The 24603-nt window shown below is 71.7% G+C and carries 26 protein-coding genes; 17 read left to right on the top strand and 9 right to left on the bottom strand.

Annotated elements, in window-relative coordinates:
• The first annotated feature begins 31 nt into the window (after nucleotides 1-31).
• The 6 genes from ABRP24_RS17430 to ABRP24_RS17405 all read left to right on the top strand — a co-directional run bounded on the left by ABRP24_RS17430 (nucleotide 32) and on the right by ABRP24_RS17405 (nucleotide 4859).
• A complete protein-coding gene (locus ABRP24_RS17430) occupies nucleotides 32-457 on the top strand; it encodes a MarR family winged helix-turn-helix transcriptional regulator (protein ID WP_027467151.1) in 426 nt (141 codons plus the stop codon).
• Between the two features lie 58 nt (nucleotides 458-515).
• Entirely contained in the window at nucleotides 516-1157 is a 642-nt protein-coding gene (locus ABRP24_RS17425) for an MBL fold metallo-hydrolase (protein WP_027467150.1), read from the top strand.
• A 54-nt stretch (nucleotides 1158-1211) separates the two neighbouring features.
• A complete protein-coding gene (locus tag ABRP24_RS17420) occupies nucleotides 1212-1901 on the top strand; it encodes an HAD family hydrolase (protein ID WP_349847332.1) in 690 nt (229 codons plus the stop codon).
• Nucleotides 1902-2021: 120 nt separating this feature from the next.
• A complete protein-coding gene (locus ABRP24_RS17415; protein ID WP_027467148.1) occupies nucleotides 2022-2504 on the top strand; it encodes a GNAT family N-acetyltransferase in 483 nt (160 codons plus the stop codon).
• A gap of 52 nt (nucleotides 2505-2556) precedes the next feature.
• Nucleotides 2557-3177: a TetR/AcrR family transcriptional regulator gene (locus ABRP24_RS17410; RefSeq protein WP_051597108.1), complete on the top strand. Its 621-nt coding sequence runs from the start codon at nucleotides 2557-2559 to the stop codon at nucleotides 3175-3177.
• The gene (locus ABRP24_RS17405; protein ID WP_027467147.1) at nucleotides 3174-4859 is read left to right on the top strand and encodes an MDR family MFS transporter; all 1686 of its coding nucleotides are present in this window, start codon (nucleotides 3174-3176) and stop codon (nucleotides 4857-4859) included. Before ABRP24_RS17410 ends, ABRP24_RS17405 begins: the two co-directional genes overlap by 4 nt.
• Nucleotides 4860-5026: 167 nt before the next feature.
• Here ABRP24_RS17405 and ABRP24_RS17400 read toward each other — a convergent pair whose 3' ends face one another.
• Nucleotides 5027-6025 carry a LacI family DNA-binding transcriptional regulator gene (locus ABRP24_RS17400; RefSeq protein ID WP_232536571.1) on the bottom strand — a complete coding sequence of 333 codons (999 nt, stop codon included), beginning with the start codon at nucleotides 6023-6025 and terminating at the stop codon, nucleotides 5027-5029.
• A gap of 162 nt (nucleotides 6026-6187) precedes the next feature.
• Between ABRP24_RS17400 and ABRP24_RS17395 the strand changes: the two genes are divergently transcribed.
• The 6 genes from ABRP24_RS17395 to ABRP24_RS17370 are packed head-to-tail and all read left to right on the top strand — an operon-like array spanning nucleotide 6188 to nucleotide 11962.
• Nucleotides 6188-7219 (top strand): nucleoside hydrolase, encoded by a 1032-nt coding sequence (locus tag ABRP24_RS17395; protein ID WP_301599723.1) that lies wholly within the window; start codon nucleotides 6188-6190, stop codon nucleotides 7217-7219.
• 6 nt (nucleotides 7220-7225) lie between these two features.
• Nucleotides 7226-8656 (top strand): MFS transporter, encoded by a 1431-nt coding sequence (locus tag ABRP24_RS17390; RefSeq protein ID WP_071245895.1) that lies wholly within the window; start codon nucleotides 7226-7228, stop codon nucleotides 8654-8656.
• Nucleotides 8653-9513 (top strand): ribokinase, encoded by an 861-nt coding sequence (locus ABRP24_RS17385; protein ID WP_349847328.1) that lies wholly within the window; start codon nucleotides 8653-8655, stop codon nucleotides 9511-9513. Before ABRP24_RS17390 ends, ABRP24_RS17385 begins: the two co-directional genes overlap by 4 nt.
• Nucleotides 9514-9562: 49 nt before the next feature.
• Complete coding sequence (locus ABRP24_RS17380) at nucleotides 9563-10507, top strand: Ppx/GppA phosphatase family protein (RefSeq protein ID WP_173032305.1); 945 nt, start codon at nucleotides 9563-9565, stop codon at nucleotides 10505-10507.
• Between the two features lie 19 nt (nucleotides 10508-10526).
• Nucleotides 10527-11237 (top strand): DUF998 domain-containing protein, encoded by a 711-nt coding sequence (locus tag ABRP24_RS17375; protein WP_071245901.1) that lies wholly within the window; start codon nucleotides 10527-10529, stop codon nucleotides 11235-11237.
• Nucleotides 11234-11962 (top strand): helix-turn-helix domain-containing protein, encoded by a 729-nt coding sequence (locus ABRP24_RS17370; protein ID WP_301580828.1) that lies wholly within the window; start codon nucleotides 11234-11236, stop codon nucleotides 11960-11962. Before ABRP24_RS17375 ends, ABRP24_RS17370 begins: the two co-directional genes overlap by 4 nt.
• Here the strand turns inward: ABRP24_RS17370 and ABRP24_RS17365 are convergent.
• Nucleotides 11880-12491: an antibiotic biosynthesis monooxygenase gene (locus ABRP24_RS17365; protein WP_035809639.1), complete on the bottom strand. Its 612-nt coding sequence runs from the start codon at nucleotides 12489-12491 to the stop codon at nucleotides 11880-11882. The two genes, ABRP24_RS17370 and ABRP24_RS17365, sit on opposite strands and share 83 nt — an antisense overlap.
• A 142-nt stretch (nucleotides 12492-12633) precedes the next feature.
• Between ABRP24_RS17365 and ABRP24_RS17360 the strand changes: the two genes are divergently transcribed.
• Entirely contained in the window at nucleotides 12634-13446 is an 813-nt protein-coding gene (locus ABRP24_RS17360) for a cupin domain-containing protein (RefSeq protein WP_349847324.1), read from the top strand.
• 13 nt (nucleotides 13447-13459) lie between these two features.
• On the opposite strand, the gene ABRP24_RS17355 is transcribed toward ABRP24_RS17360, so the two are convergent.
• Nucleotides 13460-14485 (bottom strand): Ku protein, encoded by a 1026-nt coding sequence (locus ABRP24_RS17355; RefSeq protein WP_173032301.1) that lies wholly within the window; start codon nucleotides 14483-14485, stop codon nucleotides 13460-13462.
• Between the two features lie 135 nt (nucleotides 14486-14620).
• On the opposite strand from ABRP24_RS17355, the gene ABRP24_RS17350 reads away from it, so the two are divergent.
• From ABRP24_RS17350 to ABRP24_RS17340, 3 genes are all read left to right on the top strand, one after another.
• A complete protein-coding gene (locus ABRP24_RS17350) occupies nucleotides 14621-15511 on the top strand; it encodes an SDR family oxidoreductase (protein ID WP_071245906.1) in 891 nt (296 codons plus the stop codon).
• Nucleotides 15508-18042, top strand: a complete 2535-nt coding sequence (locus ABRP24_RS17345; protein WP_349847321.1) for an ATP-dependent DNA ligase — start codon at nucleotides 15508-15510, stop codon at nucleotides 18040-18042. Before ABRP24_RS17350 ends, ABRP24_RS17345 begins: the two co-directional genes overlap by 4 nt.
• Before the next feature lie 158 nt (nucleotides 18043-18200).
• Nucleotides 18201-18356, top strand: coding sequence for a hypothetical protein (locus ABRP24_RS17340; RefSeq protein WP_185974087.1), 156 nt, complete (start codon nucleotides 18201-18203; stop codon nucleotides 18354-18356).
• Nucleotides 18357-18677: 321 nt separating this feature from the next.
• Here the strand turns inward: ABRP24_RS17340 and ABRP24_RS17335 are convergent, their stop codons facing one another.
• From ABRP24_RS17335 to ABRP24_RS17310, 6 genes are all read right to left on the bottom strand, one after another.
• Complete coding sequence (locus ABRP24_RS17335; protein WP_155896953.1) at nucleotides 18678-18854, bottom strand: hypothetical protein; 177 nt, start codon at nucleotides 18852-18854, stop codon at nucleotides 18678-18680.
• A gap of 10 nt (nucleotides 18855-18864) precedes the next feature.
• The gene (locus ABRP24_RS17330) at nucleotides 18865-19839 is read right to left on the bottom strand and encodes a sugar phosphate isomerase/epimerase (protein ID WP_071245910.1); all 975 of its coding nucleotides are present in this window, start codon (nucleotides 19837-19839) and stop codon (nucleotides 18865-18867) included.
• 153 nt (nucleotides 19840-19992) lie between these two features.
• The gene (locus ABRP24_RS17325; RefSeq protein ID WP_349847318.1) at nucleotides 19993-20676 is read right to left on the bottom strand and encodes a fumarylacetoacetate hydrolase family protein; all 684 of its coding nucleotides are present in this window, start codon (nucleotides 20674-20676) and stop codon (nucleotides 19993-19995) included.
• A 33-nt stretch (nucleotides 20677-20709) separates the two neighbouring features.
• On the bottom strand, nucleotides 20710-20925 hold the full coding sequence (locus tag ABRP24_RS17320; protein ID WP_027467135.1) for a hypothetical protein: 216 nt from the start codon (nucleotides 20923-20925) through the stop codon (nucleotides 20710-20712).
• A complete protein-coding gene (locus ABRP24_RS17315) occupies nucleotides 20922-21254 on the bottom strand; it encodes a hypothetical protein (RefSeq protein ID WP_111057969.1) in 333 nt (110 codons plus the stop codon). The genes ABRP24_RS17320 and ABRP24_RS17315 overlap by 4 nt, the downstream gene beginning before the upstream one ends.
• Nucleotides 21255-21347: 93 nt before the next feature.
• Nucleotides 21348-23804 carry a phosphoketolase family protein gene (locus ABRP24_RS17310; protein ID WP_349847315.1) on the bottom strand — a complete coding sequence of 819 codons (2457 nt, stop codon included), beginning with the start codon at nucleotides 23802-23804 and terminating at the stop codon, nucleotides 21348-21350.
• A 212-nt stretch (nucleotides 23805-24016) separates the two neighbouring features.
• On the opposite strand from ABRP24_RS17310, the gene ABRP24_RS17305 reads away from it, so the two are divergent.
• Nucleotides 24017-24603 (top strand): hypothetical protein (locus tag ABRP24_RS17305; RefSeq protein ID WP_371836766.1); only part of this gene is annotated, 587 nt, incomplete at its 3' end.

Below are 24603 nucleotides of genomic sequence, written 5' to 3'. Positions count from 1 at the left end.
CTCCTGTCCGTGACGCGGTAGCGTTCCGGGCATGGACCCGATCGACGAGCTCGCTGCGGAGCTCCGACAGTCCATCGGTCGGGTCGTGCGTGCCGCACGACGCGAGGCGGACGCGCTGCCGGCCACCCACACCACCACCCTCGGGTTCCTGCACCGCGAGGGTCCGATGACGATCGCGGAACTCGCGCGCCGCCGCGGGGTGAAGCACCAGGGGCAGTCCCGCACGGTCGGCGAACTGGCCGAGCTCGGCTACGTCGACCGGACGGCGTCGGACACCGACCGCCGAGCGTCGGTCATCCGGATCACGGACGCCGGCCGGGCTGCACTGCAGCGGGACACGGACGCCCGCACGGACTGGCTGGCCGACGCGATCCGCGAGGAGACCGACGCCGAGGAGCGTGCGCTGCTCCGCCGTCTGCCCGAGCTGTTCGAGCGGGTCGCGCGTCGGGCCGACTGAACGACCCCTCACCTTCCCGGGAGCCCGAGAAGTACAACACGGCTGTACAGTTGTGCGCATGGAGTTGACGAAGTACAACCACGCCACCGTCGTCCTCGAGCAGGACGGCGTCACCCTCGTCATCGACCCCGGGGTGTTCACGCCCGAGGCCGTCGACCTCGTCCGCGGAGCAGCGGGCGTCCTCGTCACGCACGACCACCCCGACCACTTCGACATCGACGCCCTGCGCGCGGGACTCTCCGCCAACCCGGACCTCGTCGTCCGCGGTCCGGAGACCGTCGTCGAGCAGCTCGGCGAACACCACGGCCGGGTCCAAGCGGTGCACGCCGGCGACGCGATCACCGTCGGACCGTTCTCCGTCCGGGTCTTCGGCGAGCAGCACGCGGTCATCCACCCCGACATCCCGTCCACCGCGAACGTCGGCTACCTGGTGGACGACGCGGTGTTCCACCCGGGCGACGCGTACCTCGAGCCCGGTGTCCCGGTGCCGACCCTGCTGCTGCCGACGAGCGGTCCGTGGACGAACACCGCCCAGGCCGTCGACTACGTGCGAGCCGTGGCGCCGGAGCGGGCCGTGCAGATCCACGAGGCGATGCTGAGCGACCTCGGCCAGCAGTCCGCCGCGCGGTTCCTCGGGCCGGACGGTCTCGGGCCGGTGCCCGTCCTGATCCTGCCCGCGGGGGAGACGATCACCGTCTGACGGACGCGGGCCGCCCCTGGGAGGCGATCCGGGCCTCCCGAGCAGCATGGTGGGATGGCCGACGCACCCACGACAGCAGTCCTCTTCGACATCGACGGCACCCTCGCCGACTCGAACTACGCGCACATCGACGCGTGGTGGCGGGCGTTCCTGGCGGCGGGGGAGTCCGTCGACGCCTGGCGGATCCACCGCGCGATCGGGATGGACTCGGCGAAGCTGCTCGAGACGCTGCTGCCTGACGCGTCCCAGGAGACCCGCGACACCGCGAAGCAGTTCCACACCGCCTACTACGCCGAGCAGATGCCGCGGCTCCGGCTGCTGCCGGGTGCACGCGATCTCCTGCAGGCCGTCGCCGAAGCGGGGCACGCCGTGGTCCTGGCGACCAGTGCGCCCGAGCACGAACTCGCCCGCCTGCGTGACCTGCTCGACGCGGGTGAGTGGGTCACCGCCGAGACCAGCTCCGAGGACGTCGAACAGGCGAAGCCGGACCCCGGCATCATCCGGGTCGCACTCGGCAAGGCCGGGGTCTCCGCCGACGACGCCGTGATGGTCGGGGACGCCATGTGGGACGTCGAGTCCGCCGGCAAGGTGGGGGTGCAGTGCGTCGGCGTGATGACCGGCGGCATCGGCGGCGACGAGCTCCGCGGGGCCGGGGCGGCCGAGGTGTACGACGACGCGGCGGCCGTGCTCGCGGCGTTCCGCGCCGGCGAGGGCCCGATCGCGGCACTCGGCCAGCGCGACTGACGAGCGGCGCCGGTCGCGCCTGACGGGCGGCGTTGGTCGCGCCTGACGGGCGGCGTTGGTCGCGCCTGACGGGCGCCTCGGTTTCCGCGTCGTCGGTCGCCCGTGCCAGGATCGACGTTCGTGATCACGATCGAACGCGTGTCCTGGGACGACCCCCGCAGCGTGGTGCTCCGCGCCCGGATGGACGACGAGATGCACGAACGCTACGGATCGGCGAACGCCGGCGAGGACCCGGCGGTCACCGCCGAGCGGGGTCGTGCGCTGAGCGTCGACCCGTCGACCGTCGTCACGTCGATCCTGGCCGTCGACGAGTCCGGAGAACCGGTCGGGCACATCGCGGTCCGGCGTCTGGGTGACGAGGTCGAACTGAAGCGGCTCATCGTGCTCGCCTCGGCGCGCGGCAAGGGTGCGGCCACCGCGCTGCTCGACGAGTGCGAGTGCGTGGGTCGCGAACTCGGCGCCCCGCGGCTCATCCTGCAGACCGGTGACAAGCAGCCCGACGCCGTGGCGCTCTACCGCAAGACCGGCTGGGACCAGATCGCGGTCTACGAGCCCTACGTCGCGACCATGCCCTGGTCGTTCTGCTTCGAGAAGGCGCTGTAGCCCGGCCCGTTCACGTATTGCACTTTCAACAGGAGAGTGCAATTCTTGCTCGGTGAGCACCACCGAACGCACCCGCGCGCTGCGCCGACGCATGATCGTCGAGGCACGTCGGGCGACGGTCGAACACGGGCTGCACGGCTTCACGATCGAGCAGCTCTGCGAGACCGTCGGAGTGTCGCGCCGCACGTTCTTCAACCACTTCGGGTCGAAGGACGACGCCGTGCTCGGCATCGAGCTCAACGCCGACGTCGAGGCGATCGACGCCTACGCCGCGGGCGGGATCGTCCCCGGCGAGCTCGACCCCCTCGGCTCGATCGTGGCGCTGGCGATCGACCAGTTCGGCCGGGTCGGGTTCGTCCGTGCCGACGAGGCCATGATGCGTCGGGTCTTCGAGCGGGAGCCGGCGCTCGTCGCGCGGTTCCTGTCGGCGACCGACGTGCAGCTCGCCCGGGTCACCGTGGCCGTGCGCCGTCGGTTCGGGTGGGACGACCCCGGCGACCGTCGGGCGCGCCTGGTGACCGAGGCCGCGGCCGCGCTGCTGAAGGTGACCGCGGAGACGTACTTCGACGACGCCTTCGACGAGGCCACCGGACCGACGTTCGACGCGCTGCTCACCGAGAACCTCCGCCTGCTCAGGGCGGTCACCACGACCGAACGGGAACACACCACATGAGCGCCACCGCGCCGGGCACCACCAAGCGTGCCCGCCCAGGCTCCGACGGCCCGCTGCTCCTGACGCAGCGTCGCATCTGGATCATCTTCTCCGCCCTGATCGCGGGGATGCTGCTCTCCAGCCTCGACCAGACCATCGTCTCCACCGCGATGCCGACCATCGTCGGCGAGCTCGGCGGCGTCGCGCACCAGGCCTGGCTGACGACCGGGTACCTGCTCGCCTCCACCATCGTGATGCCCGTGTACGGCAAGTTCGGTGACGTCCTCGGGCGCCGCAACCTGTTCCTCATCGCGATCGCGCTGTTCACCATCGCCTCGGCCGGGTGCGCGTTCGCCGGTGACTTCACGCAGCTCGTGGTGTTCCGCGCCATGCAGGGCCTCGGTGGCGGCGGTCTGATGATCCTGTCGCAGGCGATCATCGCCGACATCGTCCCCGCGTCGCAGCGCGGCAAGTACCTCGGGCCGCTCGGTGCGATCTTCGGCCTGTCCGCGATCGGCGGCCCGCTGCTCGGTGGCTTCTTCGTGGACCACCTCACCTGGAACTGGGCGTTCTACATCAACATCCCGGTCGGCATCGCGGCGTTCTTCGTGGCGTGGTTCGCGCTGACCCTGCCGAACAAGAAGGCGACGAAGCGCATCGACGTCCTCGGCGTGCTGTTCATGTCCGCCGCGACCACGTGCCTGGTGTTCTTCTCGGAGTTCGGCGGCAGCAAGGACCACGGCTGGGACGCCCCGGAGACCTGGGCCTGGTTCGCCGGTCTCGTCGTCTCGGCAGCGCTCCTGGTGTTCGTCGAGTCCCGTGCCCAGGACCCGGTGCTCCCGCTGTCGTTCTTCCGCAACCGCACCTTCCTGCTGGCCACCGGCATCGGCCTCGTGCTCGGCATCGGCATGTTCGCCGCGATCGGCTTCGTCCCGACGTTCCTGCAGATGGCCTCGGGTACCTCGGCGGCGGTCTCCGGCCTGCTGATGCTGCCGATGATGGCCGGCCTGATCGGCACGTCGATCGCCTCGGGTGTCCTGATCACCAAGACCGGGCGCTACCGGATGTTCCCGATCGTCGGCACGGTCCTGGTGGCCATCGCCATGCTCGCGATGACCCAGCTGGCGGCGGACACCCCGATCTGGCTGATCTGCGCGTACCTGTTCGTCTTCGGTGCCGGGCTCGGCTTGATCATGCAGGTGGTCGTCCTCGTCGCGCAGAACGCCGTGCCCGCCGAGCAGGTCGGTACCGCCACGTCGACGAACAACTACTTCCGTGAGGTCGGCGCCTCTCTCGGCACCGCCGTCTTCGGTGCGCTCTTCACCGCGCGGCTCACGACGTCGCTGACCGACGTGTTCCGCGGTGCCGGTGGGTCGGCGACCGATGCGGCGTCCTCGGCGGGGAGCATCGACCCGTCGACCGTCGCGGGCCTGCCGCCTGCGGTGCAGGACGGCATCGTGAACGCCTACGCCGACTCGCTCGCACCGGTGTTCTGGTACCTGCTGCCGTTCATCGCGGTGGCGTTCCTGCTCGCCCTGTTCCTGCCGCAGATCACGCTCTCCGACACGGCCGGCATGGTCGCCCGTGGCGAGGCCGTCGGCGGTGACGAGGCCGACGAGCTCGAGCGCGCGCAGCGTGCTGCGCGTGCGGAGCACGCGGCGGCTCCGGAGGGTTCCGCACCGGGGCGGGACACCGACCGGTAGACGCGACCGGACGACGGACGGGAGGCCCGGTGCCAGCTGGCACCGGGCCTCCCGTCCGTCGTCCGGTCGCGCTCCTTGCCGCGGCCGACTTTCGTGCTGAGCGACACCTCGCGCGTTCCAGCGCGCGTGAGCTGTCGCTGAGCGCGTGGGGTCGCGGTGACCCCGCGCTACGCGCCGGTGCTCGCGCGCGGCACGAGCCGCGTCGGCAGGGCCGCGGGCTCGGCGGCCGTGCCGTCGAGCGTCGCGAGGAGCCGCAGTGCCGCGGCGCGACCGAGGTCGGCGCCGGGCAGTGCCACGCTCGTCAGGGCCGGCGCGGTGACCGACGACGACGGCAGGTCGTCGAAGCCCGCGACCGCGAGTGCGCCGGGGACGGCGATGCCGAGCGCGCCGGCGACCCGCAGGACTCCGTAGGCCAGGGTGTCCGCGGCCGCGACGACGGCGGTGACGTCGTCGTCCTGCCAGGCCTCGATGACGTGCTCGGTGGCCGAGGCCGCGGCCTCCACGGTCAGGTCGGCGCGGGCGGTGACCTCGGAGACCGTGATGCCGGCCTCCGCACAGGCCTGCTCGAACAGTTCGCGGCGCACGCCGAACGTCGCCGCCCGCGAAGTGCCGTCGAGGTAGCCCACGTGCCGGTGTCCACGGTCGTGCAGGTGGGCGACGAGGTCGTGCACGCCGGTGGAGAGGTCGTAGTTGACCGCCTCGGGCCCACCGGGGGCGTCGAGCAGCACCACGGGGACGCTCGCCGACATCGGCTCGTCGGCGGCCGGGGCATCGACCAGGATGCCGGCCGGCCGGAGCCGTTCGAAGCGCCGGACGTCGGCCGCGACCGGCTGCGCACCCCGCTCGGTGACGGAGAGCACGAGCTGGAACCGGTCGCCCAGGGTGTCCCGGACGCCACGGATGACCTCGGCGAAGAACGGGTTCGACAGGTCGGGGGCGATGAACACGACGAGGTCGCCGCTGCCGCGGGCCAACGAGCTGGCGGCGTGGTCGACGACGTAGCCGAGGTCGTCCACGGCGTCGCGGACCCGCGCGGCGATGGGGGCGGAGACCCGCCCGCGGTCCTTGCCGTTCACGACGAGGGAGACCGTGGCGATGCTCGTGCCCGCACGCTCGGCCACCATCGCAGCGGTCACACGACGGCTCGGGGCGGCGGGGGAGGGCACTCGTCGATGCTAGCGAGCGCGGTGGTCGAACTTGACGTCAAGCGTTTGACGTGTTTCGATGTCAAACGCTTGACGCGCCACGTCGCCAGCGCTCTGCCGGCCCGTGGATCCCCACCACGTCGAGCACTCACCTCGATTCCCCGAAGAAGTGGAGCGCCCAGCGTGCCCGATGCGACCCAGCCCGCCGCGAAGATCATCCTCGACTGCGACCCCGGCCACGACGACGCCGTGGCGCTCCTGCTCGCCCACGGCAGCCCGGCCATCGACCTGCTCGCCGTGACCACCGTCGTCGGCAACCAGACCCTGCCGAAGGTCACCCGCAACGCCCTGGCGGTCGCCCGCATCGCCGGCATCACCGGGGTGCCGTTCGCCGCCGGAGCCGCCCGCCCGCTGCTGCGCCAGATCGAGGTCGCACCGGACATCCACGGCGAGAGCGGCCTGGACGGACCGATGCTCCCCGAGCCGTCGTTCGACCTCGACGAGCGCCACGCCGTCGACCTGATCATCGACACCGTGATGGCCCACGAGCCCGGCACGGTCACCCTCGTGCCGACCGGCGGCCTGACGAACATCGCCCTCGCCGCCCGCAAGGAACCCCGCATCGTCGAGCGCGTCAAGCAGGTCGTGCTCATGGGCGGCGGCGTGCACGTCGGCAACTGGAGCCCGGTCGCCGAGTTCAACATCGTCATCGACCCCGAGGCCGCGGCCATCGTGTTCGAGGCCGGCTGGGACGTCGTGATGGTCGGCCTCGACCTGACGCACCAGGCCCTGGCCACCCCCGAGGTCGCCGCGCGCATCGCCGGCGTCGGCACCGCCCCCGCCGCGTTCGTCGGCGAGCTGCTCGACTTCTTCGGCCAGACCTACAAGGACGCCCAGGGCTTCGACGCCCCGCCGGTCCACGACCCCTGCGCCGTCGCGTACGTCATCGACCCCACGATCGTCCGCGCCGTGAAGGTCCCGATCCACATCGAGACCCAGGGCGCGCTGACCCTCGGCATGACCGTCGCCGACTTCCGCGCCCCCGCACCCGAGGACTGCCGCACGAGCGCCGCGATGGAGCTCGACCACGGCCGGTTCTGGGACCTCGTCGTCGACGCCCTCGAGCGCATCGGCGAGACGGCCGACACCGGCTGGACCCCACGTGCCGCCGCCGACGCCGTCGAAGCCGGCATCACCACGACCCCGGAGCGCTGAACCCCCATGACCACCACCTCGACGAAGAAGTCGATCGGCGCCCTCACCGCCGCGCTCCTCGCCGCGTGCATCGCGTTCCAGCTGAACGCGAGCATGCTCAGCCCCGCCCTCGTCACGATGGCGCGCGAGCTGAACACCGACGACGCCACCATCGGCCTGTCGCAGACCCTGTACTTCACGCTCGCGGCGCTGTTCTCGCTGTTCCTGCCGCGGCTGTCCGACATCGTCGGCCGCAAGCGCGTGCTGATCGGCATGCTCGCCGTGATGCTCGTCGGCAGCATCGTCGCCGCGCTCGCGGTGAACGTGCCGATGCTGTTCGCCGGTCGCATCATCCAGGGCGTCACCGGTCCGGTCGTCCCCATCTGCCTGCTCGTCCTGCGCAACGAGATCAGCGACCCGAAGCGCTACGGCGCCGCCCTCGGGCTGCTGACCGCCGTGAACGGCGGCATCGCGGGCGTCGACGCCCTGGCCGGCGGGTGGATCGCGACGAACTTCGGGTTCCGCGGGATCTTCTGGGTCATCGCCGTCGTCACCGTGATCGCCCTGCTCCTGGTCGCGGTCTGGGGCGTCGAGTCGAAGCCCTCGGCCGGCACCCGGATGGACTGGATCGGCGTCGTGCCCCTCGTGGTGAGCGTGGGTGCGCTGCTCACGGCGTTCAACGAGGCCGGCAAGCTCGGCGCGGCGAACCCCGTGCTCGTGGTCGGTGGCGTCGTCGTCGCGCTCGTCGCCTTCGCCGTGTTCTGGGCCGTCGAGTCGCGGGTGCGGGAACCCCTGGTCGAGACCCGGTTCCTGAAGCGCCGTGCGACCTGGGCGCTCCTGGCGACGACGTTCCTGACGATGACGGGCGTCTTCGCCGTGGTCAACGGACTCGTCACGAGCCTCGCGCAGAACGGTGACGCCGGCTTCGGGATGGAGCCCGACCTGGCGTCGCTCGTGTTCCTCACCCCGTACGCGCTGGTCGGGTGGATCGTCGGACCCTTCGCCGGGCGCCTCGCCCCGACCATCGGGTACCGCGCCGTCCTGCGCGTCGGGCTGATCGGCAGCATCGTCTCGACCGTGCTGATGGCGTTGGTCGGCGTGCACTCGCTGCCCGTGCTGGTCACCGCGACCGTGCTGATCGGCATCACCTACGCCGGCATCGCGAACATCATCCTGAACGGCCTGGGCATCGTGCTGTCGCCGGAGTCGAACCCCGGGTTCCTGCCGGGCCTGAACGCCGGTGCGTTCAACCTCGGCGCCGGGGTCAGCTTCGCCGTCCTGCCCGCGCTGCAGATCGCGCTCGGCGTCGGCGGTTCCGCGGGCACCGCCGGGTACTCCGGTGGCATGCTGCTCGGGGCCGCGATCACGACCGTCGCGCTCGCGATCTCGTTCCTCATCCCCCGTCCGGAGAGCGCCGAGACCACGTCCGTCGCCCCGCAGAAGGAGACCGTCCGTTGACCGAGAGCATCGTCGTCGTCGGGTCGCTCAACGCGGACCTGGTGGTCCGCACCGCGCGCTTCCCTCAGCCCGGTGAGACCCTGCAGGGCTCCGACCTCGCGATCCTGCCCGGAGGCAAGTCCGCCAACCAGGCGGTGGCTGCCGGGAGGCTCGGGGGCACGGTGCGCATGATCGGTGCGGTCGGCGACGACGGGAACGGTGCGCTGCTCCGCGACTCCGTCGCGGCTGCGGGTGTCGACACGACGCACGTCGCGATCCGGGAGGGCGTCGCGACCGGCACCGCCGTCATCACCGTCGACGCCGCAGGCGAGAACACCATCGTGATCTCAGCCGGAGCGAACGGCACGCTGACGCCGGACGACGTGCCGGCCGACGTCTTCGCCGGCGCCGCGGTGCTGGGGCTCTGCCTCGAGGTCTCGATCGACGTCGTCCTCGCCGCCGCCCGGGCCGCGCACGCCGCCGGGGTCACGGTGCTCACGAACCTGTCACCGTTCGGCGCCGTGCCGGCCGAGCTCCTCGAACTGACCCACGTGCTGCTGGTGAACGAGCACGAGGCCGCGGCGCTCGGTGACCACGGCGTCGCCCGGTCGATCGTCACCCGCGGCGGTGCCGGCTGCGTCGTGCACGACGGGGGTGCCGAGCCGGTGTCGATCGACGCTGTCTGGGTCGAGCCCGTGGACACCACGGGCTGCGGCGACGCCTTCATGGGTGCGGTGGCGCTGCGTCTGGCCGCGGGGGACACCCTCGTCGACGCCGCTCGGTTCGCGGTGGGGGTCGGGGCGTACGCCGCGACCAAGCCGGGCGCACAGGCCTCGTACCCGACCACCGCCGAGCTGGAGGCGTTCCTGCGGGCGTGACCCGCGCCTCCCGGGTCGAACCGTCCCGCCGGCCCGCTAGCGTTGTGGCATGCGCGTGGGAGTCCTCGACATCGGGTCCAACACCGGCCACCTGCTCGTGGTGGACGCCCACGGCGGCGCCGCGCCGCTGCCGGCGTCCTCGTTCAAGCAGCCGCTGCGGCTGGCCGAGCACCTCGACGACTCGGGCGCGGTGACGCAGCAGGGGATCGACGCCCTGACCACCTTCGTCGCCGACGCCGTCCGCGTCGCCGAGGAACGCGGCTGCGAGGACATGCTCGCGTTCGCCACCTCGGCGGTGCGCGACGCCGGCAACTCCGAGGCCGTGCTCGCCCACGTCGAGTCGTCCACCGGGGTCGAGCTGGCCGTCCTGTCCGGCTCCGACGAGGCCCGGCTGACGTTCCTGGCCGTGCGTCGCTGGTTCGGATGGTCCGCCGGTCGCCTGGCGGTCTTCGACATCGGCGGTGGCTCGCTCGAGATCGCCGGCGGTGCCGACGAGGCACCGGACGTCGCGTGGTCGATGCCGATCGGCGCCGCACGCCTGGCGCGCTCCTACTTCGCCGCCGGTACCCCGACCGAGGACGACGTCCGCCGCATCCGGCACGAGATCCGCGTCGAGATCGCCCGGGACGCCGGACGGCTGCTCCGCTCGGGCCGCCCGGACCGGGCCGTGGCGACGTCGAAGACGTTCCGGTCGATCGCCCGGATCTGCGGGGCCGCGCCGTCCGCCGCCGGACCGCTCGTGCCCCGAGCCCTCGACGGCGACGTGCTGCGGCAGCGCCTGCCGGAGCTGCTCACGATGTCGGTCGACGAACTCGCGGCGCTGCCGGGCGTCTCGGCGAGCCGCGCACACCAGGTGGTGCCCGGGGCGCTCGTCGCCGAGGCGTGCCTGGACATCTTCGACCTGCCGGCCCTCGAGATCTGCCCGTGGGCGCTGCGCGAGGGCGTCATCCTCGAGCGGCTCGACCAGTTGTCGGTGCTGGGCAACTCACAGTAGTGACCGATATGGTCAGGAGATGACCAAAACGGACACTCGCGGAGCGCTGGTCTCCGGGGCCCTCTGGACGGTGGCGGGGGTCGGCTGGCTCGTCGGCGAAGCGGTCTCGGCGTCGGCGTTCCCCGGCTACGACTACGCGACGAACTACATCTCCGACCTCGGCGTCCCCGACGTCGGCACGTTCCAGGGGCGGTCGATCGACTCACCGCTGCACGTGCTCATGAACACGACGTTCATCGGGCAGGGCGTCCTGTTCGGGATCGCAGCGGTGCTCGCCGTCGTGGTGTTCCGCGCCGCGTCCCGCCGTGCGCGGGTGGCGACCGCGGTGCTCGCCGTGGTCCACCTGTTCGGGATGGTCCTGGTCGGCTCGTTCCACGGCAGCCAGACGAGCACCGACGGCGGCACCATCGTGTTCCACGTGCTCGGCGCCGCGGCAGCGATCACGACCGGCAACCTCGTGGCGATCACCGCCGGCATCGGGTCCCGGGCGCTGCGGGCACCGGCGGCCTACCGGATCGCGAGCGTCGCGCTCGGGATCGTCGGCCTCGTCTCCCTCGTGATGCTCGTCGTGGACTCGTCGTCGACGGTGATCGAGGTGCTCCCCGACGGCGTGTGGGAGCGTGCGTCCGTGTACACGATCGTCGCGTGGGAGCTCCTGACCGGGATCGCCCTGCTCGTTGCGGGGACCCGGCGCCTGCGGACGGCACGGGCCTCGGCGGTCGGCGCGTGAGTCGGCCTGCGCGCCGTGCTCGGCCCTCCGCCGAGGAGATCAACGGGGGCGTCCTGGACATCACCGCCGGGCTCATCGCCCGCCGCGGCATCAAGGACACCGCCGTGCAGGCCGTCGCCGACCAGGCCGGCTACTCGAAGGCGGGCATCCTCGCCCGGTTCGCGAGCAAGGAGCTGCTCGTCGAGGCCGCGCTCGCGCAGTGCACCGCGCAGACCGAGGCGATCCGGGCAGCCGCTGCCGCCGCCCCCGCGGGGGAGACCCGCGACGCCGCGGCGCTCGTGGGGATCGCCGACCTCGCTCTCGCCCGGCCCGGGTGGGCGGAACTCGCGCTCGCGGCGTTCACGCTCCGGCGCGGGGACGACGTCGGCGTCCGGCTCGAACCGGTCGCAGCGACGCTGCTCGACGTGTTCGGCATCGACATGGCCGACGCCACGGCCACCCCGCTCGACCGGCGGGCACGGGTCTCCGGGGCGTTCGGCGCCATCGTGATGCTCGCGCTGACGTACGAGACCGAGGCCTCTGCGACCGAGGCCTCTGCGACCGAGGCCCGGCCGCACATGCTGCAGGTCGGATGGGACGCCCTCGGCCACGACGGGCCCGTGCCGCTCGGGGGCGTCGGCCAGTCCCGCCCGGGGTCGTCGGCTAGGCCCGCTCGGACCTCGGCGGTGCGAGCAGCCACGGCCGGATCAGCTTCGTCACGAACGGCAGCACCCAGAACGTCATGATCGGCGTGAGCACGACGGTCGTGATGAGCACCCGGGGCAGGATCGCGACGTGCGCGAACGCGGGGACGAGCCAGGCCGTCAGGTACGTGAACGCGAGGTTCACGGGGAAGAAGCCGAGCCAGATGCTCACGGACTGCTTCCACCGCGGGGGAGCGCTCGAGGCCGGGGCGTCCTGCGGGACGTCGAACCACCCCTCGATGCCGGTGCGCTTCTCGACGCGGGACTCCACCACCAGGTCACGGCCCAGGTCGAGCCAGCGCAGCCGATCGTCGGAGTTCTCCCACGTGGCCAGGGAGTCGTGGTCGGCGAACCGGTAGAGCATGTGCCACTCGCGGGACTGCGCGGTGGAACGCACCCACCCCGAGCCGAGGAAGCCGGGGTAGCGGTTCGCCAGGTTCACCCCGGACTGCACCCAGCGGGTGACCTCGGGGATGCGGTCGGGTTCGACCAGGCGGGTGACGGAGACGGTGACGGGCGGGCCTGCGGTCTCGGATGACGACTGCAGGCTCCCAGGCTCTTGTGGAGTCATCCGACCAGTGTCCCGGACCCGTGTTTCCGGCTCGTGACACGTGCCGCGGTCGTCGGCTGAACGGATCCGCGTCGTCCTTCGACCACCGTCCCAGGCGAGTGCAAGACGATCATCTGGCGAACGCGCCACCGAGAGGACCCCGATGACCGATCCCGAGCCCACCACCACCCTTATCGCCACCGTCGACGGGCCCGACGGCGGCACGTACGAGGTCCGGCGGCTGACGCTCTCGACGGGTGCGTCGACCGGCTGGCACCGCCACGACGCGCGTCAGACCGGACTGGTGGTGCGCGGCGCGCTGACGCACGTCACCGAAGAGGCGACACGGGTCGTCGGGCCGGGGCAGGCCCTGGTCGAGGAGCCACACGTCGTGCACGACGGTCGCAGCACCGGCACGGAGGACGCCGAACTGCTCTACGTCGCCCACCTCCCGGCAGGCGGAGTGGCGTCGACCCCGCGTGAGGCGCCACCGAGCGAGGGGCCGGTCCGCAGCGCGGTGGTGTCGGTCCCGCTGGGGCGGCCGCGGTTCGTCCACGCCCTGCGCTACACCGCGATGTACGCCCCGAAGCCCTTCGCCGAGGCCCTGCTCGTCTACCGGGACAACGGCACGTACACGATCCTGTCCCCGGGTGAGGACCACCACGGCTGCTACGTCTCGGCGACCGATCCCGCCGAGGGGATGCGGCACGTCGCGTTCATGTCGTGGCCGTCCGCGGACTGGGGCCGGAACGTCGCGTCGCACACCCTGACCTTCGAGGCTGCGAGCGGCGCCTTCACCCAGGAGCTCCGGCTGCCGGGCGATCCGGTCCCGCGGGCACAGCACGGGTACGCGGTGCCCGTCGAGCACCCGGAGCGGATCGACACCGGCGCCGGGTGGACCGCGCTGCGCCAGGAGCACGCCGGGGTGTTCGCCACGCTCGAGCGGCTGGCGGGCGGCGGCTCGACCGCGGCCTGACCCCCGCCAGCGGTCAGCTCGCCTGCTTCTTGGCGGCGGGCTTCTTCGCCGGAGCCTTCTTGACCGGGGCCTTCTTCGGCGCCGACTTCGCGGGGGCCTTCTCGGCCGTGCTCTCCGCGGCCTTCTTGGCGGGCGCCTTCTTCGCCGGCGCCTTCCTGCCGGAGCCGGACGTGCCCGAGCCGGACGTGCCCGAGGCGGAACCCGACGACGAGCGTGCGGTCGACGACGAACGCGACCCCGAGCCTCCTGTCCGCTTCTTGTCGACGGACGCACGCAGGGCGGCCATCAGGTCGAGCACGTCACCGCCCTCGTCGTCGTCGTCCTCGTCGTCCTGGGCGCCGAAGGTCTTCTCGGTGTCGATGTCGTCGCCCGCCTCGAGCTTGGCGTCGATCAGCTGCTGCAGTTCCTCCTGGTAGGAGTCGGTGTAGCGGTCGGGGTCGAAGTCGGTGGACATGCTCTCGACGAGCGAGGACGACATCTTCAGCTCGTTGGCGCTGACCTTCACCGTCGTGTCGAGGGTCTTGAAGTCGGCAGCGCGGACCTCGTCGCCCCAGAGCAGCCCCTGCAGCAGGATGACCTCGTCGTGCACCCGGAGCACCCCGAGCCGGGTCTTCTGCCGCAGGGTGAACTGCACGATCGCCAGGCGGTCGGTCTTCGCCAGGGTCTCGCGCAGCAGCACGTACGCCTTCGGCGAGCGCGAGTCGGGCTCGAGGTAGTAGGTCTTCTCGAACATCATCGGGTCGACCTGCTCGACGGGCACGAACTCGAGCACCTCGACCTCGTGCGACTGCTCCTCGGGGAGCTGCTTGAAGTCGTCCGCCGTGAGCACCACGGTCTTGTCGCCGTCGTCGTAGGCGCGCTGGATGTCGGCGTACTCGACCTCGTGGCCGAACTCGCACACCCGCTTGTACCGGATGCGGCCCTTGTCCTCGTCGTGGACCTGGTGCAGGGACACGTCGTGCGTCTCGGTGGCCGCGTAGACCTTGATGGGCACGTTGACGAGCCCGAACGCGATGGAGCCCTTCCAGATCGACCTCATGCGCACATGATGCCCGCCCGCACGCGTGCGTGCCCGGAGCCGTCGGTTCCTCCACAGGTCCGCCGTCCGGGGGATCGTTCCACGGATGTCCGGTTCGCTGGACCGCCGCGAGGCCGGCGCGAGCACGATGGGCCCATGAGCCAGCTCGACAAGCAGGACCCGCGCGACCAGTTCCCCCGTCCGCCGTTCCCCGCGCAGACCCAGCAGGGGTCCGGGCTGGCGAGTGCGATGGACCCCGCCCCCGACCACGGCGAGACGAGCTACCTGGGCACCGGGCGGATGCGCGGGTACCGGGTGCTCGTCACGGGCGCGGACTCCGGCATCGGGCGCGCTGCGGCGATCGCGATGGCGAAGGAAGGGGCCGACGTCGCCCTGAACGCCCTGCCCGAGGAACGCGAGGACCTCGAACAGGTCCGCGACGTCATCGGTGACCTCGGGCGCAAGGCGGTGCTGCTGCCCGGCGACCTGACCGACGAGGCCTTCTGCGACGTCCTGGTGCAGGACGCCGTCAGCGAGCTCGGCGGCCTCGACGCACTCGTGCTGGTCGCTGGCCACCAGCAGGTGCACGAGGACATCACCGTGCAGAGCACCGAGGACTTCGACCGCACGATGAAGGTCAACCTGTACTCGCTGTTCTGGCTGGTCCGCGCCGCCGTCCCGCACATGGCGCCGGGGAGCTCGATCGTCACGACCAGCTCGGTGTCCGCGTACCAGCCGCAGGACCGCATGATCGACTACGCGGCGACGAAGGCCGCGATCATCACCTACACGAACGGGCTCGCGCGGCAGCTCGCGAGCAAGGGCATCCGGGCCAACACGGTGGTGCCCGGGCCGGTGTGGACGCCCCTGCAGCCGATCAGCTACCCGGGCGACGAGATCGCGGCGTACGGCCAGGACACCCCGTTCGGCCGTCCCGCCCAACCCGTCGAGCTCGGCAGCGCCTACGTCTACCTGGCCGGGCCCGAGTCGTCGTACACGTCCGGCACGACCCTGACGGTGGCGGGAGCGACCGGGGTGGCGCTGTGAGTCCCGCCTCGCGCAAGACCGTCGTCCTCGTCGGCGACCGGCGGCTCGCGCTCACGAACACCGACAAGGTGCTCTACCCCGAGACCGGCACCACGAAGGGCCGGGTGATCGAGTACTACGAGCGGGTCGCGCCGTGGATGATCCCGCACGTCAAGGACCGCCCCGTGACCCGCAAGCGCTGGGCCAACGGTGTCGAGGGCAAGGTCTTCTTCGAGAAGAACCTGCCCGACTCGGCCCCCGACTGGGTGCGGCACCACACCATCCACCACTCGGAACACGACAACGAGTACCCGATCGTCGACGACCTGCCGACCCTGGTGTGGATGGCGCAGCAGGCCGCGCTCGAACTGCACGTCCCGCAGTGGCGGTTCGGCCCCCGCGGCGCGCAGCAGAACCCGGACCGGCTCGTCCTCGACCTCGACCCGGGCGAGGGGGTGGGGCTGCCCGAGTGCGTCGAGGTCGCCGTGGCCGCGCGCGAGATCCTGCACGGCATGGGACTCGACCCGTACCCGGTGACGTCCGGCTCCAAGGGCATCCACCTGTACGCGGCCCTCGACGGCAAGGCGACGACGGCGCAGGTCTCCGACGTCGCCCACGAGCTGGCCAAGGCCCTCGAGACGGACCTGCCGGACCTGGTGCTGTCGTCGATGAGCCGTGCGGAGCGGAAGGGCAAGGTCTTCGTCGACTGGTCGCAGAACAACGGCAACAAGACGACCATCGCCCCGTACTCGCTGCGCGGCCGCGAGCGGCCGACGGTCGCGGCACCCCGCACCTGGAAGGAGCTCGAGGAACGCGGGCTCGCGCAGCTCACGTTGGACGAGGTCCTCGAACGCCTGGAGGCCCGTGGGGACTTCCTGCACCCGGTCGCCTCCGCCTCGCTGGCCGTCGGGCGCGACGACCACGGTCACTGGGACAGCGACCGGACCGAGCGCGCGAACGACGCCGAGCAGCCCGCACGTGACCGGCTCGCCGCCTACCGGGCGAAGCGGGACGCCTCGAAGACGCCGGAGCCCGTGCCCGAGGGTGCACCCACCGTACGGAAGGACGGCACACCGACCTTCGTCATCCAGGAGCACCACGCCACCCGCGACCACTACGACTTCCGGCTCGAGCACGACGGGGTGCTGGTGAGCTGGGCCCTGCCGAAGGGTGAGCCCACCGACCCGGGCAAGAACCACCTGGCCGTGCAGACCGAGGACCACCCGCTCGAGTACGGGGCGTTCGAGGGCACGATCCCGAAGGACGAGTACGGCGGCGGCACGGTCACGATCTGGGACGACGGCACCTACGAGCTCGAGAAGTGGCGCGAGGGGCAGGAGGTCATCGTCACGCTGCACGGTCGGGCCGGTGGCGCTCGCCGCCTCGCGCTGTTGCACACCCGCGGCCGTGGCGGCGGGGACGAGAAGAACTGGCTGATCCACCGCACGAAGGAGCAACCCGAACGGCTGGCTGACGGCGGCGGCTCTGCCGGGCCGGCGGTGGCACGACGGTCGGACCGGCCGTCGGACGGGCACGACGGTGCACACCGCGCCGGGCAGCGACGGATCAGCGGGGCCGCGGACGCCGAGACCCCGCCGTCCGAGCGCCGGACGATGCAGGCGACCCTGGCCAAGGGCGAGCCCCGGCTGGACCCGGCGGCCTGGGCGTTCGAGATGAAGTGGGACGGGGTACGCGCCCTGGCGACGGTCCGCGACGGGTCGGTGACCCTGCGCAGCCGCAACGACAACGACCTGACGGCCCAGTACCCCGAGCTGCAGGAACTGGGCGAGCGGGCCGGCGTGGACGGCGTGTTCGACGGTGAGATCGTGGCCGTCGACGATCGTGGCCGCCCCTCGTTCCAGCTGCTCCAGAACCGCATGGGCCTGACGAGGGCGCGCGAGGTCCGGAGCGCGCAGGAGACGACGCCCGTGCGGTTCCTGCTGTTCGACGTGCTCGAGGCGGACGGGCACGAGCTCACGCGGCTCGGCTACGACGCCCGGCGGCAGGCACTCGAGACGGTCGTGGAACCCGGCGGTGCGATCGACGTGCCGCCGGCGGTGCAGGGCGACCTCGACGCGGTGCTGGCTGCATCGCGCGAGCAGGGCCTCGAAGGCGTCGTCGCGAAGAAGCGGTCGTCGAAGTACGCCGAGGGACGGCGGTCCGAGGCCTGGCTGAAGCGCAAGCACCACGCCACGCAGGAAGTCGTCGTCGGCGGTTGGAAACCGGGCAGCGGGCGACGTGCCGGCGGGATCGGGTCGCTGTTGCTCGGGGTGCCCGGCCCCGACGGCCTGGAGTACGTCGGCAAGGTCGGCACCGGGTTCCGTGACCGCGACCTCGACGAGATCGCCGGTGTCCTCGCACCGCTGGAGCGCAGGACCCCGCCGTTCGTCGATGTCCCACGACCCGACGCGCGTGATGCGCACTGGGTCACGCCGAAGCGCGTCGGCGAGGTCGAGTTCGCCGAGTGGACCGGCGACGGACGGCTCCGACAACCGTCCTGGCGAGGGTGGCGGCTGGACAAGGACCCGGACGACGTCGTGCGGGAGACCTGACCCGAGCCCCGCCTTCGGGGCCACATGCGTGCGCATGGGGTCCGCCGCTGGCGAACATCCGTCCCCCGTCCGGAGCCTCCGCGGGGGACAGTATCGGCACCGCTGGCCACAATCGGCCATCGGCTGTTACGTTCGCGGGGACGAAGGGGGCTCCGAGGATGAACTCGAGCAAGTACCTGCCGCCCTACACGGCTGCAGAACGCGTCGCGATCACGGGGGACGACCTGTCGCAGCGCACCGTCGAACCGGGCACCGGCACCACGGAGACCGAGGTCCGGTACGCGGACTTCCTCGCCGACGAGGACGACGACTGACGAGGACGACGGCTGACGAAGACGACGACTGACGGGGGAGCCCTGAACGCCTGACCGCTCGACGGGCCCGACAGACCCGACGGCCCGCACGCTGGATCAGGGAGCGCACGGACCGTCGCCGAGGCACGTGACCAGCCGGTTCAGGGAGACCGACCACGAAGCCCCGCACCGGGCTCGCCGAAGCGACACTCGGTGGGTCCACTGGTGAGACGTGCCGAGTGAGCGTTTCGTCACGCGGGCGTAGAGAAAAATCGCCGGGCGACCTCGATGGTCGCCCGGCGATCTCGTCCGTGCGCGGGATCCTGTCGGATCAGGGCCGGGTCAGGCCGCGGGCGCAGGGCCGTCGGTGGGCACCGCGTGGTCGGCCACGGGTGCGTCCTCTTCGATGAGCTCGTCCTCTTCCGGTTCGACCACCTCGGCCGCGGCGGCCTTGGCCTCGTCGATGGACTCCTGGGAACGGCGGAGCAGGTCGTCGTCGTGTGCTGCCTGATCGGTCATGCCCAGCAACCTACGCGGGCGTCCCTGTGTCGGCGTCCCGGCGACGGGCACCGTGCGTCGGGTCAGAGCGGCCGGTGTGCGGGGGCTCGAAGTCCACCGCGGAGGTCGGTGCGGGTGTCGAGGGCATCGCCGGAGCGGCCGGGGCGCCGAACGCATCAGCGGCGTCGAGCACCGCACGGGTGGCGGCGACAGCTGTCCGGAGCGCATCGCGGACGGGCATCGCCCGGTGCGCCGGGGTCCGGACCTCGACGCCCCACGGCTCGGCGAACCCGAGTTCGCGCACGGTCCGGACGAAGCCGGGCAGGTCCCACGCTCCGGCACCGGGCAGGTACCGTGCCGTCCTGGACTCCTCGGCGAGGGTCATCCCGCTCGGGGTGTGCAGCAGTCCGTCGCTCAGCTCGACGGCTGCGAGGACCCCCGGTGCGACGCCCTGCCGGATCGACGCGAGGGTGGAACCGCCGCGGAGTGCGTGCATGGCGTCGATGAGCAGGCCGCCGTTCGGGTGGCCGGCAGCGGCGACGAAACGGGAGGCCCGTTCGATCGTGGGCAGGTTCGACCACGGTTCCGGTTCGAGCACGAGCTGCGCTCCGACCGCCTCGGCCTGGTCGGCGAGCACGACCCAGTCGTCGGCCATCGTCGCGGGGGAGGCTCCGGGCAGCGAGGTGTCGGCGCGCGCCACCACCTGCCAGGCGCTCAGCGTCGCCGCGGCCTCGAGCACGACACCGCGGTCGGCGTCCTCATCCTGGGTGCGGCTCGTGCACGTCCACCAACGGTCCAGCGGTCCGAGCTGGACCCAGACGATGCCGGCGGCGTCGAGCATGCGCCGCAGTTCGGCGAAGCCCGTCGTCGCGCGGACCTCGTGCAGGTCGTCGAGGGACAGCGACAGGCCGGCGAAACCGGCGGCGCCGACGGCGTGCACCCGGTCGCGGACGCTCTCGTCGCCCGCCCACGTCCAGGACGTGGCGAGCAGGTCGTGTTCCAGCACGGTGGTACCTCCGGCAGTCCCGAGGTGTCCGCGTCGCCCCGTCGCGATGCGCCGCCCCGTGTCCGCCGCGGGCCCCACCCGCGACGATTCCCAAGATCTACCCGAGCTGCCTGCGAACGCTCCCAGCCCGTCGACACATCGCCGACACGTGCTTCAGACGATCCGGGTCCGGACCTCGCCGACGCCGTCGATCGTACCGACGAGCACGGCGCCCCGGTCGAGCACGCCGACACCGTCCGGAGTGCCGGTCATCACGAGGTCGCCGGGCGCGAGCGCCACGGACCGTGACAGGGCCGCGATCGTCTCGGCGACCGACCAGATCTGGTCGGCCAGGTCGCCCGACTGCCGGAGCTCCCCGTCCACCGTCAGCTCGATCGCGCCGCTGGTCGGGTCGACCTCGGCGGCCGGGGTGAGCGCCCCGATCGGTGCCGAGGCGTCGAAGCCCTTGGCCGTGTCCCACGGGCGTCCGAGTCGCTTCGCCTCGGCCTGCAGGTCTCGGCGGGTGAGGTCGATCCCGACGGCGTAGCCCCACACGTGTGCGAGCGCATCCGTGACGGCGATGTCCGTGCCGCCGGTGCCGATGGCGACGACGAGCTCGACCTCGTGCTCCAGTTGCTGCGTCAGCGGCGGGTACGGGGTGTCGCCGCCGTCGACCACGACCGCGTCCGCAGGCTTGGTAAAGAAGAACGGCGGCTCGCGGTCCGGGTCGTGGCCCATCTCGCGGGCGTGCGCGGCGTAGTTCCGGCCGACGCAGAACACACGGCGGACGGGGAAACGCGCGCCCGTCGTCGTGGGCACGGTCGGGAGGCTCGGGGCCGGGATGACGAGTTCGGTCACGGTCCCAGCGTGGCAGGCCCGCAGAGCGTCGGTTCAGCTCTCACCGAAGGACGCCTCGTCCTTGAGCTTCCGCGCCCGGGCGCGCTCCTGGCGTTCGCGCCATTCGATGCGCATCTGCGCGAGTTCCGCTTCGGCGCCCTTCGCACGCATGAGTGGACCGTAGTGGGGGCTGGCGAGGAGCCGTGGTGTCGTCATCTCGCGGTTGTCGAGCAGCCGCTTGAAGGCCTCGTCGGTCAGCGTCGAGATCATCGACGTTCTCCTTCCTGCTGTTCGTGGGCTCCCGGTCGTGTCGCCTCGTACTCAGCGAGCGCCTGAGAGGTCCAGGTGTCGTCGTCGGTCGTCCAACTGCGGGTCACCAGCGCAGCCGACATCACATCCGCAGCCGCGCGCTTTCCTTCGTCGTCCGAGGTCGCACGATCGGCGACCCATGACCAACGCTGCCACCACAGGTCGCGGTGCACCGAGAACTCTGCATTTCGCCGTCCGGCGCGCCCGTCGAGCACCGAGGCGACGAGCGCACCCAGCGCGACGGACGCGCTCGTGACCGACACGAGCGCACTGATCCAGCCGATGTCCATGCCGGAACCCTGACAGCACGGAACCGGCCACGCGGCGGGCGTGACCGGTCCTGTGGAGGGTGCTCCGGGCCTCCCGGCCTGTGGAGGAGTGCGTCAGTTGCCGGGTGCGGCCGCCTCGGTCTCGCCCGCACCGGGGTCACCGCCGGTCCCGCCGCTGGCCGGCTCGTCCTGGGGCCAGCCCGCGAACTCCCAGCCCGCGAGCGACGGGTGGTCCTCGCCCTTCGTGTACGCGAACGTCCGCGCAGCGTCCCGCGCTCCGGACAGCTTCGTGAGCAGGTCGGCGTGCGCCTCGGCGTCCACCCGCGCCAGGGCGTCGTGGGCCAGGGCGAAGCGGTCCATCTCGTTGCGCATGAGCATGTCGAACGGCGAGGTCGTCGTGCCCTGCTCGAGGAACCCGTGCACGTGCAGGTCGTCGTGACCGTTCCGGCGGTACGTCAGCTGGTGCACGAGGGTCGGGTACCCGTGGAACGCGAAGACCGTGGGCGTGCCGGGCAGGAAGAGCGCGTCGTACTGCTCGTCCGGGATCGGGTGCTCGTGCTTGCGCGGGTCACCGAGCGCCAGCAGGTCGACGACGTTGAGCACGCGGACCCCGACGCCGGGAGCGTGCTTCCGGATGATGTCGGTGGCGGCGATCGCCTCGACCGTGGGGACGTCACCGGCGCAGGCGAGCACGACGTCGACCTTCCCGACGGCCTGCTCGGTGCCGGCGAAGTCCCACACGCCGAGTCCGGCCTGCGCGTGCGCGACCGCGTCGTCGAGGGACAGGAAGACCGGCTCCGGGTGCTTGCCCGCGACGATCACCTCGATGCGGTCCGTGGTCTCCATCGCGTGCGCGGCGACGGCGAGCAGCGTGTTGGCGTCGGCCGGCAGCTTGATCCGGACGAGGTCCTGCTGCTTCGACGCGACGACGTCGAGGAACCCGGGGTCCTGGTGGGAGAACCCGTTGTGGTCCTGTCGCCAGACGTGCGACGAGAGCAGGAGCGACAGGTTGGACACCGGCACCCGCCAGTCGATGTCGGTCGAGGACTCCAGCCACTTGGCGTACTGCCCGACCATCGAGTCGATGATGTGGGCGAACGCCTCGTAGGTGTTGAGCATCCCGTGCCGACCGGACAGCACGTAGCCCTCGAGCATCCCCTCGAGCAGGTGCTCGGACAGGACCTCGGTGACCCGCCCGCGTGCGGCCAGGTGCTCGTCGCCGGCGGCGCGCTGGGCCCGCCAGACGCGCGAGGTCACGTCGAACACGGCATCGAGCTTGTTCGAGATCGTCTCGTCCGGGCCGAACAGCCGGAAGGTCGAGGCGTTCTTCTCGATGAGTGCGGCGAGCCAGGGGCCGAGCGTACCCGTGGCGGACGCCGTGGAACCGACCTCGACCGCGTACGGCTCGAGCGGCGGCCGATCGAGCGCGGTCCGTAGCCGACCGCCGTTGCCGTGCGGGGTGGCGCTCATCCGTACGTCGCCGGTCGGACGGATCGTGGTCATGATGCCGACCGGGTGGCCGTCCTCGTCGAAGAGCTCCTCGGGGCGGTACGAGCGCATCCACTCCTCGAGCTGGGCGCGGTGGCCGTCGTCCTCGCGCACCGCGGGCAGCGGCACCTGGTGCGCGCGGAAGGTCCCCTCGACCTGCTCGCCGTCGACCTCCTTCGGGCCGGTCCAGCCCTTCGGGGTGCGCAGGATGATCATCGGCCAGCGCGGACGCAGGTCGGCGGCACCGGCGGGCTGCCCCGCGGCGGCACGGGCGGCCTGGGCGCGGGCAGCGGCCTGGATGTCGTCGATGCCGGCGAGGGCGCGTCGCAGGGCCCCGTCGAACAGGGCGTGCACCGCGTACGGGTCGTCGTCGACGCGGCGGGAGTCGACCACGATCGGGTCGTAGCCGAGCCCACGGAAGTACGCGGTGAGGTCCTCGTCGGGGATGCGGGCCAGGACGGTCGGGTTCGCGATCTTCCAGCCGTTGAGGTTGAGGATCGGCAGCACGGCACCGTCGGACACCGGGTCGAGGAACGTGTGCGCCTGCCACGACCCGGCGAGCGGACCGGTCTCGGCCTCACCGTCACCGACCACGCACGCGACGACGAGGTCCGGGTTGTCGAGCGCCGCACCGTAGGCGTGCGACAGCGAGTAGCCGAGCTCACCGCCCTCGTTGATGGAGCCGGGGGTCTCCGGGGCGGCGTGCGAGGGGATGCCGCCGGGGAACGAGAACTGGCGGAAGAACCGCTGCAGGTCGACGTCCTGGTACAGCTCGTTCCACGTGCCGTCCAGCCAGGCGTTCGCGTTCATCGCCGGGCCGCCGTGCCCCGGGCCGCAGATGTACAGGAACTCGCGCCCGGTCTCCGTGATCAGCGCGTTGCAGTGTGCGTACACGAGGTTCAGTGCGGGAGAGGTGCCCCAGTGGCCGAGCAGCCGCGGCTTGACGTCGTCCGGTTCGATCGGCCTGGTGAGCAACGGGTTGTCCAGCAGGTAGATCTGCCCGACCGTCAGGTAGTTGGCGGCGCGCCACCAGGCGTCGACCGCCCGGAGCCGGTCGGTGGTGGAGATGTGTGCTGGAGCCATGGGTACACGGTACGAAACACCGGGTTGCGGGACCTCAGGAAACTCGTCCCAAACCGTTCGGGCGGGGGTGCCGAATCACTTGCACAGGGCAAAAGCCCAGGGCGCTCTCCGGTCACAGTTGGCCGGGCTGCAGCTTGTACACAGCAAGCGTGCACACCACGTGCACATTCGGCCACCGGCCGGAGCGCCTCCAGAGCAAAGGACTGATCACGATGCGTAAGAGCCTCAAGACCTCCATCACCCTCGCCACGACCGGCGCCCTCGTCCTCGGCGGTGCCGCGTTCGGGATCTCCTCCGCCCAGGCCGCGACCCCGAACGTGCACACGGTGTCCTCCTCGTCCGAGTCGAAGATCCCCGCACCCGTCGCCTCGGTCCCCGAGGTCCTCGGTGGCTCCACCGCCGTGAAGCTCGACTCCGGCTTCACCGACGCCCTCACCGCCCTGAAGCTCACCCCCGGCGTCTCCGGCGATGCGACCCTCGCCGACGGGTCGGTGTCGTTCCCGATCACCGCCGGGTCGGTCACCTACTGGTCCCCCGACGGCAACTACCGCCCCTACGTGCAGGGCCTGCTGAACCACGACGACTCGGGTCTGACCCTGAAGGCCGGCGACACCACCGTCACGCTGGAGAACTTCGTCGTGAACCCGGGCTCGTCCAAGCTCTACGGCGACGTCCTCGTCAACGGCAAGGTCGCCGCGGCCAACGCGTTCCTGTTCGAGCTGCACGGCGGCTCCCTCAAGCCCCTCCAGCTCGAGGGCGACAACGCCATCCTCACCGGCACCACCGTCCACATCTCCGA

Source organism: Curtobacterium sp. WHRI 8282, from assembly GCF_040223925.2.
Lineage (GTDB): Bacteria > Actinomycetota > Actinomycetes > Actinomycetales > Microbacteriaceae > Curtobacterium > Curtobacterium flaccumfaciens.
This window is presented reverse-complemented; position numbering and strand designations above follow the sequence as displayed.